The organism is Limnohabitans sp. DM1 (genome assembly GCF_001269385.1).
Taxonomy (GTDB): Bacteria; Pseudomonadota; Gammaproteobacteria; order Burkholderiales; family Burkholderiaceae_C; genus Limnohabitans_A.
In genome coordinates this window covers 250,249-262,284 of the sequence record NZ_CXOO01000014.1, presented here as the reverse complement: position 1 = coordinate 262,284, position 12,036 = coordinate 250,249, and the positions used below count along the sequence as shown (strand labels likewise).

The 12,036-nt window shown below is 58.5% G+C and carries 14 protein-coding genes and 1 riboswitch; of the genes, 10 read left to right on the top strand and 4 right to left on the bottom strand.

The window, feature by feature from the left end:
* The first annotated feature begins 10 nt into the window (after positions 1-10).
* Together AMM33_RS05995 and AMM33_RS05990 are read left to right on the top strand one after the other, a co-directional pair.
* Positions 11-352 carry a nitrogen fixation protein FixH gene (locus tag AMM33_RS05995; RefSeq protein WP_369802406.1) on the top strand — a complete coding sequence of 114 codons (342 nt, stop codon included), beginning with the start codon at positions 11-13 and terminating at the stop codon, positions 350-352.
* An 18-nt stretch (positions 353-370) separates the two neighbouring features.
* Positions 371-616: a hypothetical protein gene (locus AMM33_RS05990; protein WP_090139494.1), complete on the top strand. Its 246-nt coding sequence runs from the start codon at positions 371-373 to the stop codon at positions 614-616.
* A gap of 28 nt (positions 617-644) precedes the next feature.
* On the opposite strand, the gene fnr is transcribed toward AMM33_RS05990, so the two are convergent.
* The gene (gene fnr, locus AMM33_RS05985; protein ID WP_090139492.1) at positions 645-1,367 is read right to left on the bottom strand and encodes a fumarate/nitrate reduction transcriptional regulator Fnr; all 723 of its coding nucleotides are present in this window, start codon (positions 1,365-1,367) and stop codon (positions 645-647) included.
* Positions 1,368-1,573: 206 nt separating this feature from the next.
* On the opposite strand from fnr, the gene hemN reads away from it, so the two are divergent.
* The 3 genes from hemN (at position 1,574) to AMM33_RS05970 (ending at position 4,548) form a co-directional block, all read left to right on the top strand.
* Positions 1,574-2,956, top strand: coding sequence for an oxygen-independent coproporphyrinogen III oxidase (hemN, locus tag AMM33_RS05980; RefSeq protein WP_090139580.1), 1,383 nt, complete (start codon positions 1,574-1,576; stop codon positions 2,954-2,956).
* 82 nt (positions 2,957-3,038) lie between these two features.
* Positions 3,039-3,716, top strand: a complete 678-nt coding sequence (locus AMM33_RS05975) for a sulfite exporter TauE/SafE family protein (protein ID WP_090139490.1) — start codon at positions 3,039-3,041, stop codon at positions 3,714-3,716.
* A 91-nt stretch (positions 3,717-3,807) separates the two neighbouring features.
* Positions 3,808-4,548, top strand: coding sequence for an SIMPL domain-containing protein (locus AMM33_RS05970; RefSeq protein WP_194945263.1), 741 nt, complete (start codon positions 3,808-3,810; stop codon positions 4,546-4,548).
* Positions 4,549-4,605: 57 nt separating this feature from the next.
* Here AMM33_RS05970 and AMM33_RS05965 read toward each other — a convergent pair whose 3' ends face one another.
* The 3 genes from AMM33_RS05965 to AMM33_RS05955 all read right to left on the bottom strand — a co-directional run bounded on the left by AMM33_RS05965 (position 4,606) and on the right by AMM33_RS05955 (position 6,225).
* Positions 4,606-5,421, bottom strand: a complete 816-nt coding sequence (locus AMM33_RS05965) for a sulfite exporter TauE/SafE family protein (RefSeq protein WP_090139486.1) — start codon at positions 5,419-5,421, stop codon at positions 4,606-4,608.
* A gap of 250 nt (positions 5,422-5,671) precedes the next feature.
* The gene (locus AMM33_RS05960) at positions 5,672-5,998 is read right to left on the bottom strand and encodes a cell division protein ZapA (RefSeq protein ID WP_090139484.1); all 327 of its coding nucleotides are present in this window, start codon (positions 5,996-5,998) and stop codon (positions 5,672-5,674) included.
* Positions 5,995-6,225: a DUF904 domain-containing protein gene (locus tag AMM33_RS05955; protein WP_090139481.1), complete on the bottom strand. Its 231-nt coding sequence runs from the start codon at positions 6,223-6,225 to the stop codon at positions 5,995-5,997. The genes AMM33_RS05960 and AMM33_RS05955 overlap by 4 nt, the downstream gene beginning before the upstream one ends.
* 71 nt (positions 6,226-6,296) lie before the next feature.
* Positions 6,297-6,545, top strand: a riboswitch (cobalamin riboswitch).
* Positions 6,546-6,612: 67 nt separating this feature from the next.
* Here AMM33_RS05955 and AMM33_RS05950 point away from each other — a divergent pair.
* The 5 genes from AMM33_RS05950 to AMM33_RS05930 all read left to right on the top strand — a co-directional run bounded on the left by AMM33_RS05950 (position 6,613) and on the right by AMM33_RS05930 (position 12,031).
* On the top strand, positions 6,613-8,502 hold the full coding sequence (locus AMM33_RS05950; RefSeq protein WP_090139479.1) for a TonB-dependent receptor domain-containing protein: 1,890 nt from the start codon (positions 6,613-6,615) through the stop codon (positions 8,500-8,502).
* Entirely contained in the window at positions 8,502-9,311 is an 810-nt protein-coding gene (locus AMM33_RS05945; protein WP_090139477.1) for an ABC transporter substrate-binding protein, read from the top strand. The genes AMM33_RS05950 and AMM33_RS05945 overlap by 1 nt, the downstream gene beginning before the upstream one ends.
* Positions 9,312-9,408: 97 nt before the next feature.
* Positions 9,409-10,257, top strand: coding sequence for an ABC transporter substrate-binding protein (locus AMM33_RS05940; protein ID WP_228767979.1), 849 nt, complete (start codon positions 9,409-9,411; stop codon positions 10,255-10,257).
* A complete protein-coding gene (locus AMM33_RS05935; RefSeq protein ID WP_090139474.1) occupies positions 10,254-11,270 on the top strand; it encodes a FecCD family ABC transporter permease in 1,017 nt (338 codons plus the stop codon). Before AMM33_RS05940 ends, AMM33_RS05935 begins: the two co-directional genes overlap by 4 nt.
* Complete coding sequence (locus tag AMM33_RS05930) at positions 11,267-12,031, top strand: ABC transporter ATP-binding protein (protein WP_090139472.1); 765 nt, start codon at positions 11,267-11,269, stop codon at positions 12,029-12,031. Before AMM33_RS05935 ends, AMM33_RS05930 begins: the two co-directional genes overlap by 4 nt.
* Positions 12,032-12,036 lie beyond the last annotated feature (5 nt).

Below are 12,036 nucleotides of genomic sequence, written 5' to 3'. Positions count from 1 at the left end.
AAAGACACCCATGAGCAACACTTTGAATTCGCAACAAGCGGGCCAGCCTTGGTGGCGCTTTGGCATGGTTTGGATGGTGGTGGGGGGGCCCGCCGTGGTGGTGGTGGCGGGCTTGATCACGTTCTACATCGCCGCGAGCAACCCCGACCCGGTGCTCACCGTGACACCACGCACCGCCACGCAAGAACGCCAAGGCATCACCCTCGCCCCCGCCATGCAAGGCCGTAACCATGCAGCCACAGGCGAGTTGCCCAAGTCCAAGGACGCTTCAGGCAGTGCCGATGCGGGTGCAGCGAATGCAAGCGCCCCATCTCCGGCATCTGTCCCGGCTCCAGCACCTTCGAAACACTGAGCTTGAAGGACAACTCCCATGCGCGCGCAACCTTGGATGTGGATCACCTGGCCGGCCTTTTTGGTTGCAGGTTTGATGGAGGTGCTTGTTTTTGCATTTGTAGACCCGCAGGACCTGCACTGGTTCGGCCGGGATCTGGACCTGTCACGGCAGGCTATTTACACGCTGGCGTTTTTTGCTTTTTGGGGCTTGGCCATGCTGTCCAGTGCATTGACCATGCTGTTGGCTCAGTCATCCGCAGAAGTCAACGACTCAGTGGCCTGAGTGAACGCCAGAGGAAGGATTTAAAGACTCAATGGCATTGGGAGGCGTTGTTGACCAAGCGTTGCAAACCTTCGCTGCTCAAAATCCGCACATGCCGCTGTTTGACTTCGACCATGCCTTCTTCCACAAACTTGGAGAAAGTGCGGCTCACGGTTTCGAGCTTGAGGCCCAGGTAGCTGCCGATTTCTTCACGGGTCATGCGCAAGACCAACTCGGATTGCGAGAAACCTCGGGCATGCAGTCTTTGCACCAGATTCAATAAAAAGGCGGCCAAGCGTTCCTCAGCACGCATGCTGCCCAGGAGCAGCATCACCCCATGCTCACGCACAATTTCGCGGCTCATGATTTTGTGAACGTGGTGCTGCAAGGCGGTGACCTCGCGGGAAATTTCTTCGATCCGGTCAAAAGGCATGACACACACTTCTGCATCTTCCAGTGCAACGGCATCGCAGCTGTGTTGGTCGTTCACGATGCCGTCCAGGCCAATGATTTCGCCCGCCATTTGAAAACCTGTGACCTGATCGCGCCCGTCTTCTGTGGACAGACAGGTTTTGAAAAAACCCGTGCGTATGGCGTAAAGCGATGTGAATTTCTCACCGTTGGTGAACAAGGTGTCACCCCGCTTGACCCTGCGGCGCACAGCCACCAGGTCGTCGAGTCGGTTCAAGTCATGGTTACTCAGGCCCACGGGCATGCACAACTCGCGCAAATTGCAATTCGAGCAGGCGACTTTGATGACTTCGGGATTCATGGTTTATCTCAGATTGAGCGTTGGATTTGCCTTGGATCAAGGTTTGAGCTTAAACCGAAAAATCTTTCAAAATCGTGTGTGTACCTGCTCTGTGCAGAAAATCCTCTAAAACAAGTATTCCCTTTGACTTGTGTCAAAACCCAAGCACCTTCAAAAAGGCAAAGTCTCTTTCAATTTTTGAAGACGTTTGCGTGAAGGGCCAAGCCATGTCTGTCATCACCCCCGAATTGTTGTCCCGTTTTGACGTGCCGGGTCCTCGCTACACCTCTTATCCGACGGCAGACCGTTTTGTGCAAGCCTTTGGCGAGGCCGATTACATCCAAGCCTTGACAAAGCGCCAACTGGGTGCTGTGGGAAAGCAGCCGCCCCTGTCTTTGTACGTGCACATTCCGTTTTGTGAGTCCCTTTGTTATTACTGTGCGTGCAACAAAATCATCACCAAACACAAAGAGCAGGCGGCGACATATCTGCATTACCTGAAGCAAGAGGTGGCGCTGCACACCCGCCATCTGGGACGAGGACAAGCGGTCAGTCAACTGCATTTGGGGGGTGGAACGCCCACATTTTTGAGCGATGCCCAGTTGCGCCAACTCATGGCCTTGCTGCGTGAACACTTTGTCTTTGCCCCCGGCGGTGAATATTCGGTCGAGGTGGACCCGCGCACCGTGGACGAAAGCCGCTTGGCGGTTTTGGCCGAGCTGGGTTTCAATCGCCTGAGTTTTGGCGTTCAGGACTTTGATCCTGATGTGCAAAAAGCAGTTCACCGTCTCCAGCCAGCAGATCAAGTCTTTCAACTTGTTGAAGCGGCTCGTTGTATGGGATTTGAGTCGGTGAATGTGGACCTGATTTACGGCTTGCCTTTGCAAACCCCGCAATCCTTTGAGCGTACCTTGGCACAGGTCAAGCAGTTGCACCCTGAGCGCATCGCGCTGTATGCCTACGCCCATTTGCCCGAACGCTTCAAGCCGCAGCGGCGCATCCATGTGCATGAACTGCCATCGGCTGCAGGCAAGGTGGCCATGCTCTCGCGCTCGCTCGACGCCCTGACCGATGCTGGCTATGTCTACATCGGCATGGATCACTTCGCCTTGCCGGATGACGCCTTGGCCGTGGCCAAACGGCAAGGGCGTTTGCACCGCAACTTCCAGGGCTACAGCACGCAGGCCGATTGCGACCTGATCGCGCTGGGCGTGTCCTCGATCGGCCGCATCGGCACGACCTACAGCCAAAACGCCAAGACCCTGGAAGAGTATGCCGACCTGCTCGACCAAGGCCATTTCCCGGTGGTGCGGGGCCTGGCGCTCACGCGCGACGACCTGATCCGCCGCTCGGTCATCATGGCGCTCATGTGCCAGGGGCATTTGCAATACGAGTCCATCAACCTGGCCTGGCTGGTCGACTTCAAGACCCTGTTTGCCCCAGAGCTGGCCCAGCTCGAACACATGCAAGCGCAGGGCCTGGTGCAGTTGAGCGAGACCGGGATTCAGGTCACGGCCATGGGCTGGTTCTTTGTGCGCGGCGTGGCCATGGTGTTCGACCGCTATGTGCAGGCCGACCGCAACCGCACGCGGTATTCCAAAATCATTTGATGCGATCGGTCATGAGTCTGGGCACGTCCTTGGCGGTCTGCATCGCCGACAATGCGCCTCTTGACATTCAAGCGAACAAGCCATGCAAAGTTCTTTGGCCATCACGGCCTTGATGATGGGGGTGTTGGGTGGGCCGCATTGCGTGGCCATGTGCGGCGCAGCCTGTGCGGGCCTGGGCCAGGCGGCGGGTGAGCGGCGTGCGCAGGCCTTGCTGGCGTTTCAGCTGGGCCGCCTGGGCGGCTATGCGCTCTTGGGCGCGGTGGCTGCGGCCAGCGTGCAGGGCTTGGGCTGGTTGACCACGCAGTCGGCCGCCATTCGCCCGGTGTGGACCTTGCTGCACCTCACCGCTTTGGTGATGGGCTTGCTGCTCGTGCTGCAGGCGCGGCAACCCGTGTGGCTCGACGCTGCAGCGCGCCGCTTATGGGCGCGCGTGCGGGCTTTCAACAGCCGCTGGGGGCGCGCCGCGCCCTGGATGGTGGGTGGGCTGTGGGCCTTCATGCCCTGTGGCTTGTTGTATTCGGCTTTGATGGTGGCTGCCTTGACCAGCCAGCCCTTGGAGGGTGCGGCCACCATGGCCTTGTTTGCCTTGGGCAGCAGCATCAGCCTGTGGGCCGGGCCTTGGCTGTTTTTGCGCATGCAGACCTTGGGCGATGGGGCCTGGGGCATGCGTGTGGCAGGCTTGGCGCTGGCGTCGGTGTCGGCCTGGGCTTTGTGGATGGGCCTGGTGCATGACCAGGCGCCATGGTGCGTTACACCCTGACACCAAAACTCTGCGCTGGGTCAGCAGGCTTGCCCATGGCGGCCTTCACAATCGGCCAGTCGATTTGGCTTGAATGTTTGAAAGGACCCCGATGACCACGAAACCCACACCCGCGTTGGCCTTGGCCTGCCTGTTGGCCATAGGCCTGCCTTGGGGCTCTGCGCTGGCGCAAAATCTTTCCCCGACTTCGCCGCCCGCAGCCCAGGCTGCACCCCATCAGGTGCTGCACTTGAGTGCATCGGCGCACACGGAGGTGCCGCAAGACTGGCTGGTCATGACCCTGGCGGTTCAAAAAGAGGGCTTGCAAGCCCCGGCGGTTCAAAAGCAGCTCAATGCTGTGCTGTCCGCCGCTTTGGCAATGGCCACGCCGCTGGCCAAGCCGGGCGCCCTGGACGTGAGCACGGGGGAGATGGATGTGTCGCCGCGTTATGGCCGCGAGGGCAAAATCAACGGCTGGTCGGGCTCTGCGCAGCTGGTCCTGCAAGGCCGTGATGCCGTTCAGATCGCGACGCTCGCCGCACGTTTGCAAGAGCTCACGGTGGCCCAAATCGATTGGCAGCTGAGCCCTGAGCAAAAAATCGCCGCCGAATCCCGCATCCAGGCCGAGGCGGTGTCACGTTTTCAGAGCAAAGCCCAGGCCTTGACGCAGCAGTTCGGCTTTGCGGCTTACACGCTCAGGGAGGTTCGCGTCAACGCGCAAGAGGCCCAGGAGGGCAGCGCCATGCCACGCATGGCCATGGCACAAATGGCCGCAGCCCCAGCACCCACGCCGACGCTGGCCGGCAAGTCACGCGTGGTGGTGAACATCTCGGGCAGCATTGTGCTGCGCTGAAGAGGTCGGGGTTGCGTCCCCAATTGGCTCCGATCGTCCGAGGTTGGCCCTCAGAGATCAGGCGGACAGGCCTTTGTAGAGCATGTAAGCGGCCAGCAGATAGAGCACGCTGGCAAACACCCGCTTGAGTTGCTTGACAGGCAGCTTGTGCGCGGTGGCCGCCCCAATGGGGGCCATCAGCACACTGCACACCGCGATCACCACCAAAGCGGGCAACCACAAATAGCCAAAGCTGTAGGCCGGAAGGTTTTGCACGTTCTGGCCGCTCACGATGTAGCCGGCCACGTTGGCCAACGCGATGGGAAAGCCCAGGGCCGCGCTGGTGGCCACGGCGTTGTGGATGGCCACATTGCACCAGGCCATGAAGGGCACGCTGATGAAGCCGCCGCCTGCACCCACCAGACCCGAGAGCAAGCCGATCAGGCCGCCCGCGCCGAGCAAGCCCTGAAAACCGGGCACCTGGCGCGAGGGCGCAGGTTTTTTGTCCAAAAACATTTGTGTGGCCGAAAAGCCCACAAACAGCGCAAAGAACAAAGCCAGGTAAGTGCCTTTGGCAAAGGCAAAAATGCCCAGGCTGCCGATCAGGCTGCCGATCACGATGCCCGGGGCCAGGCCCTTGACCAAATCCCAACGCACGGCTTTTTTCTTGTGGTGGGCACGCACACTCGAGACCGAAGTGAAGATGATGGTGGCCATCGATGTGGCAATCGCCATCTTGACGGCCAGATCAGGGCTCACGCCTTTTTGACTCAACATCCATGTCAGAAATGGCACCATGATCATGCCTCCGCCAATGCCGAGCAAACCAGCGAGGAAGCCGGTGCACAAACCAAGAACAGCCAATTGGGCCAGGAGCACAGGTTCGATGAACATGATGTATGGATGGAAATAAAGAAGGTGTCTGCGAGTGCCACCGGACCGTCATCCTGAACCGGGGGTTCAGGTGGGCGAGGGCAGACTGGCGTTGGGTTCATCTGACGCGAGACGATCACGCTCACCAGCCAATGTACCAAGCCCGGGCTCTAAGAGCATTGGTTCAAGGAAATATAAAGCCCGGCATGCACCGCAGACCGCGCCATTGTAGGCGCTTTGCTCATGCGTTTCGGGCTGGGTGTTGCAAGTGTCAAATCAACTGACCATCACGCTCAATGACTTGATCCAGTCGACCCAGCAACTGTGTAAGTCGTTCTTGCGATGGCTGGGGCAGATCGGCAACGGGTGTGCTGACAGGGCTGGTGCTTGCGGCCAATTCAGCTTGATCAAAAGCCAGGTTCAGTGCCGCCAGAACCGCAATCCTGTCGCGGGCTTTGATCTTGCCGGCATCGCGAATTTTGCACATGGCTTCATCCACTTTATGCACGGCGGCCAGCAAACGTTCTTCACCGCCAGGAGGGCAGCCCAGGATGTAACTTTGGCCCATGATCTGGACCTCCAACTGTTGAGCGCTCATGCGGATGTCTCAGATATGGTGGATGGGCCTGACGATGGCAGCCGTTCAATCAAGGCGTCGACGCGGGCTCTGGCCGCAGCCAAGCGGGATTTGAGCTGATCACGCTCTTGTGTGAGCGCAACAACTTGTTGGGACAGCAAGGCGTTGGTCCTTTGCAGCTCTTCGTGGCGCAGCAGCAGGTGATCCACACGCTCGGCGATCTGATCGATGGTGTCGGAATGGGCCATGGCAAACGTTGAAAGTGAGAACCAGATTGTAGGCCGTTACCCGACTTTGTAGGCTGGCAGACAGCTTGCCGCATAAAATGAAGCCTGTTGGTGCTCGCGATGCCGGTTCACGGCGCGCAGTTCAACGGGAAGCAGGAGGGAAAAGCCACCACGGCCATCCTAACCTGCGCTGCCCCCGCAACGGTAAGCAGACGGGTTTTCAGTCCTAAGAAAACCCCGCTTTCATCTCAAACCACTGGCCGCCCTGAAACAGGTGGCCGGGAAGGTGATGAAGGTCGCATCTGCCAGCCCGGATACCGGCCAACAAGGTGACCTGTCGCAAGGCAGGTTGTAAAGCCCATGCACTGTCGGGGAAGGCGGTGAGGGCGTTTGACTTGTTAGTTTTTCATGAAAAATCGTACGCTTCGTGCACGCTCTGCGCTGCCTGTTCTTTCCATTTTGTCCTTGGCTTTATCTGCATCTGTTCAAGCCCAAACTGTCGAGATCAATCCAATGGTGATTTCTGCGGCACGTTTGCCTCAACCCCTGTCTGATGTCTTGCCTTCGGTGTCAGTCATCACACGACAAGAAATAGAGAAGTCACAATCTCCGACCTTGGCTGACTTGCTGCAAGGCGAGGCTGGCTTTGAATTCGGCCGAAATGGCGGGCCTGGTGCACAAACATCATATTTTTTGCGGGGACAAAATAGTACCAATGTTGTTGTTTTGGTGGATGGCGTCAGGTCGCAAACGGATAGTGGTGGAAATTTGACTTTGACAGATATGCCACTTGCTTTGATAGAGCGAATTGAAGTGCTGCGTGGCAACGCTGGCGCTCTTTATGGCGAAGCGGCGGTCGGGGGCGTGATCAATATTTATACACGTCAGTTCAAGGGTGACCCAGTGCCATTCGGCTCCATCACTTTGGGTGCCAGAAACACCGTAGACATGAATGCGGGTTATGCCGGCACTTTGTCTGATTACAACTTCAATGTCATGGCTGGGAAAACATCGACCGATGGTTTTTCGGCCATGAATTCGACGATCAATGCTGCCGTCAATCCGGACAAAGATGGCCATACCAGCGTGTACGCGTCTGCAAAAGTGGATAAGAAGATTTCGTCTGCTTTGTCTGTGGGCCTGCGCGTCAGAACCATGCAGTCCAAAACTGATTACGACCGTGGTTATGGTCCTTCTGAATATGATCTGCGCGGCGATCTTCCTGCAGATGAGCACAAGTCAAAAAAGGATGTGGACTCCTTCGGTGCGTTTGTTAGAAAAGTAGTATCAGATCAATGGGTAACTACACTTGATCTTTCAACTTCGAAGACGACATACAAAGAGTTGACAACTTACCTTGAGCCATTTTTGAACTTCGATTCAAGTCAGTACAACTCCAAGCAAGATGCAATCCATTGGTCAAATCAGTACCAGTTCACGGAAAAATTTGCGGGTAACTTTGGGCTAGATTTGGTGGATGATCTTCACGAACAAAAAGACAGTTTTCAATTGCGTCGAAAAACATTGGGAGCCTATGCAGGGTTGACGCAACGTTTTGACCAATTGACAGTACAAGTGAATCTTCGCCATGATCAAATTGACATTGATCGTAATGATTCTGGAGCTATAAAAAAAGCGAACTCTAACGCCACTACAAGCCTGCTGGGGTTAGGCTATCAACTGACGCCGACGTGGAAATTAACTGTCTCCACCTCAACAGGCTTCAAGGCACCTTCTGCTTACGACATTTCAACCAATCCGTTGGTTAACTCTGAAAATTATCAGTCGCAAGAAGCCGGGGTTATCTATGCAACGGGTCAAACGGTTGGACGTTTGGTTTATTTTGCTACCCATACTGACAATGCGATTGGCTACAACACCCACTATGACGCTGAGAATATTGGAAAAACCCAGAACAAAGGTTTCGAAGCCAGCCTGCGTACTCTGTGGTTAGGCAACAGCGTCAAGTTGACTTATGTGGATCAGAATCCTTGGAATGTTACGGATTCGTCGCCACTGGATCGTCGTGCACATCGCTATGGGTCGTTTGAAATGTCTCGTCCAATAGCTTCATATGAAGTGGGCGCCAAGATCCATGGATCTTCAGCACGTACTGAATTTGGCTCACAACTTGCAGGCTATGCACTTATGTCTGTTTATGCAAGTCGTAAGCTCAGTGACACATGGATTGCGCGGGTCCGCTTAGAGAATCTGACCAATCAGCGTTATGAGCTTGCTGGGGGTTACAACACCCCCGGCCGTGGCTTGTTTGCTACCTTGCAATACAGTCCCAAGTGATGACCCCTGCCACTCTTGCCCCCCAACGCATCGTCTGCCTCACCGAAGAGGCCACGGAGTGGCTCTATCTGCTGGGGCAGGAGCAGCGCATTGTGGGCATCTCGGGCTATACGGTGCGCCCGCGCCGTGCCCGTGAAGAAAAGCCCAAGGTCAGCGCTTTTTTGAGTGCCAAGATCGACAAGATCCTGGCGCTCAGGCCGGATTGTGTTTTTGGCTTTTCAGACCTGCAGGCCGACATTGCGGCTTTGCTCATCAAGGCCGGTGTGCAGGTCACCCTCTTCAACCAGCGCAGCGTTGACGAGATTTTTTCGATGCTCTACCAGGTGGCAGCCATGGTGGGGCAGGCCGAGCAGGGTTTGCAAAGGCTTGCGGCCATGCGTGCAGAGCTGGATGCGATTGCACACAAGGCGGGAAGCTTCAAGCGCAGACCGAAAGTGTTTTTTGAAGAGTGGGACGAGCCGCACATCAGCGGCATCCGCTGGGTGTCGGAGTTGATGGGCATCGCAGGCGGTGACGACGTGTTCCCCGAATTGGCTGTGCAAGCGATGGGCAAGGATCGCATCATTGCCGATCCGCAGACCATCATTGAACGTGCACCCGACATCATCATCGGCTCGTGGTGTGGCAAAAAGTTTCGTCCTGAAAAAGTGGCCGCGCGTGCGGGCTGGCAAGACGTGCCTGCGGTGCGCAACGGGCAGCTGTTTGAAATCAAATCGGCCGACATCCTGCAACCCGGTCCTGCGGCGCTGACCGATGGCGTGGCGCAATTGCACCGCATCATGAGCCAGTGGGAGGCGCAGCATGCGTGACGGTTGCTGTACGCCTACGATGAAGCATACCGTGCGCTCAGCCGATGCCGCACATGTGAGCCTGCTTTCGCCTTGGGTTCAATCGGTGATCGTGTTCATGGCCTTGCTGTTGGCGGCCACCTGTGCTTTGGCGGTGACCGTGCAAGACGACCGTCAACAAAAAATCGTGGTGGCCAAACCGCCGCAGCGCATTGTGAGCTTGCTGCCTTCACTGACCGAAACTGTGTGCGCATTGGGCGCCTGCCAGCGTTTGGTCGGGGTGGACCGTTATTCCAACTGGCCCGCATCCATTGCGCAGTTGCCCCGCGTGGGCGGCGGCCTTGATCCGAACATTGAAAGCCTTATCGCGCTCAAGCCCGACCTGGTGTTGGCGGCGGGCTCGACCCGTGGTGCAGACCGTTTACAAGCCCTGGGCCTGACGGTGTTGCGCCTGGAGCCGCGAACCCATGCCGACGCGCAGCGTGTGTTGCGCACCGTGGGCGATGCCTTGTGGGTGTCCCCCGCCGACAGCGAACGCGTTTGGCGCGGGATCGAGGCGGGCGTGCAAGCCGCCTCCCAATCGCTCAGTCCGCAGGCGCGCCAACAGCGGGTGTATTTTGAAGTCAACTCCGCCCCATATGGCGCCAGCGAAGCGTCCTTCATCGGCGAAACGCTCACGCGCATGGGGGTGGGCAACATCCTGCCTGCGGCCATGGGGCCGTTTCCTCTGGTCAATCCCGAGTTTGTGGTGCGCACCCAGCCTGATGTGATCATGGCTGGCGACAGCAGCCGCACCCGCATGGCGCAGCGCCCGGGCTGGTCCACTTTGCGCGCCATGCAGGCGCAACGCATTTGCGTGTTCAAACAGGCCGAATCCGACATGCTGGTGCGTGCGGGTCCGCGCATGGCCGAAGGTGCCCGGCTCATGGCCGATTGCCTGAACAAAGCCGCTGGGGCAGGGCGATGAGCGATCAGTCCCGCGCGCACCGCTGGGTTGGGCTGTTGCTCTTGATCGGTGTGACGACGGTGCTGCTGGGCACCGTGGCGGGCAGCCAAGGCTGGCATGCCTGGTGGTGGTCTCAGGCCGATGAAGTGTCGCGCCAGATTGTGTGGGACATCCGTCTTCCACGCAGCCTGGGGGCCTGGTTGGGCGGTGGCTTGCTGGGCTTGGCTGGGGCCGTGGCGCAGGGGCTGTTTCGCAACCCTCTGGCCGATCCGTATTTGCTGGGCAGCGCTTCGGGGGCGTCATTGGGGGTTGGCACGTATTTCAGTTTGTTTGGCGGCAGCGCCTGGGCCATGACCTGGTGGCTGGGTCTGGGCCTCACGGGCGCAGCCTTTGTGGGGGCGGTGTTTGCTGTCATCTTGACTTTGCTCTTGGCGCGTGGCGTGCAGCAGACCCTGCGCTTGCTGCTGGCCGGTGTGGTGGTGGGCGTCGTGCTGGGCGCCGTCACGTCGATGATGTCTTTGCTGCAGCCGCAGGTGCTGCAAGCCATGCAGGGTTTCATGCTCGGCTCCACCGCTTTTGTCAGCTGGACGGCTTGCGCCAGCATGGCCATGGTGTTGATCCTTTGCGTGACCTTGGCCTGGACTTTTGCCCGCGTGCTGGATGCTTTGACCTTGGGCGAGTCCACGGCGCAAACGCTGGGTGTGCCGCTGCGTTCAGCCCGACTCGTGTTGGTGGGCGTGATTTCTTTGGCGACGGGGGCTGCTGTGGCGCATATTGGGCTGGTGGCTTTTGTGGGTTTGGCTGCGCCGCATTTGGTGCGTTCTCTGGTGCGCTGCACCCATGCGTGGCGCTTGCTGCTGGCCGCGCTCATGGGCGGCGCTTTGTTGTCCTTGGCCGATGTGTTGGCCCGTGTGCTGTTTGCTCCGCAAGAGTTGCCGGTGGGGGTGCTCACGGCGGTCTTGGGTGGTGGCTATCTGTTGTGGCGCGTGTATCGGGACACGGATCAAAGCTCGGGTGCAGGGGGTGTGCGATGAGCCTTGCCCTGGAAGCGCGACAACTGCAGCTTGAACTCGGTGGCCGCACCGTGTTGAACGGCCTTGACCTTCAGATCGCCACGGGTCGCTGGACTTGCGTTGTCGGCCCCAATGGAGCGGGAAAATCCACCTTGCTCAGGGCGCTGGCCGGTTTGTTGCCTTACAGCGGGCAGGTGCTCTGGCAGGGCCAGGCGCTCGAAGCCATCTCTCGCCGTGACCGTGGTTTGCTGCTGTCCTGGCTGGGCCAAGGCGAGGTGAGCACGCTCGATCTGCGCGTGTGGGACGTGGCCATGCTCGGCCGACTGCCTCATCAAGGCTGGCTGGGGGCTCCGACCGAACTGGACCATCAAATGGTCGAAGCAGCCCTGAAAGCCACACAGGCCTGGGATTGGCGCGAACGCACGCTGGGTGAGCTCTCGGGCGGTGAGCGGCAGCGCGTGCTGCTGGCACGGGCCATGGCCGGCAATGCGCCCCTCATGCTGATGGACGAACCACTGGCCAACCTCGACCCGCCGCACCAGGTGGACTGGCTGGAGCAGGTGCATTGCCTGATCGCGCAGGGCACCACGGTGGTCAGCGTGCTGCATGAAATCGGCATGGCGCTGCATGCGCACGAAGTGGTGGTCATGGATGCAGGGCAAGTCGTGCACCATGGTGCTTGCAGCGATACCGACACGCACGCGGCCATCGAATCCGTGTTTGACCACCGGATCCGCATTTGTGCGCTGGAGGGTCAATGGGTCGTGTTGCCGCGCCTTTGACCCCA

Coding starts and splice junctions, on each gene's coding strand:
- AMM33_RS05995 (WP_369802406.1), top strand. CDS start 11: ATGAGCAACACTTTGAATTCGCAACAAGCGGGCCAGCCTTGGTGGCGC.
- AMM33_RS05990 (WP_090139494.1), top strand. CDS start 371: ATGCGCGCGCAACCTTGGATGTGGATCACCTGGCCGGCCTTTTTGGTT.
- fnr (WP_090139492.1), bottom strand. CDS start 1,367: ATGAATCCCGAAGTCATCAAAGTCGCCTGCTCGAATTGCAATTTGCGC.
- hemN (WP_090139580.1), top strand. CDS start 1,574: ATGTCTGTCATCACCCCCGAATTGTTGTCCCGTTTTGACGTGCCGGGT.
- AMM33_RS05975 (WP_090139490.1), top strand. CDS start 3,039: ATGCAAAGTTCTTTGGCCATCACGGCCTTGATGATGGGGGTGTTGGGT.
- AMM33_RS05970 (WP_194945263.1), top strand. CDS start 3,808: ATGACCACGAAACCCACACCCGCGTTGGCCTTGGCCTGCCTGTTGGCC.
- AMM33_RS05965 (WP_090139486.1), bottom strand. CDS start 5,421: ATGTTCATCGAACCTGTGCTCCTGGCCCAATTGGCTGTTCTTGGTTTG.
- AMM33_RS05960 (WP_090139484.1), bottom strand. CDS start 5,998: ATGAGCGCTCAACAGTTGGAGGTCCAGATCATGGGCCAAAGTTACATC.
- AMM33_RS05955 (WP_090139481.1), bottom strand. CDS start 6,225: ATGGCCCATTCCGACACCATCGATCAGATCGCCGAGCGTGTGGATCAC.
- AMM33_RS05950 (WP_090139479.1), top strand. CDS start 6,613: ATGAAAAATCGTACGCTTCGTGCACGCTCTGCGCTGCCTGTTCTTTCC.
- AMM33_RS05945 (WP_090139477.1), top strand. CDS start 8,502: ATGACCCCTGCCACTCTTGCCCCCCAACGCATCGTCTGCCTCACCGAA.
- AMM33_RS05940 (WP_228767979.1), top strand. CDS start 9,409: ATGGCCTTGCTGTTGGCGGCCACCTGTGCTTTGGCGGTGACCGTGCAA.
- AMM33_RS05935 (WP_090139474.1), top strand. CDS start 10,254: ATGAGCGATCAGTCCCGCGCGCACCGCTGGGTTGGGCTGTTGCTCTTG.
- AMM33_RS05930 (WP_090139472.1), top strand. CDS start 11,267: ATGAGCCTTGCCCTGGAAGCGCGACAACTGCAGCTTGAACTCGGTGGC.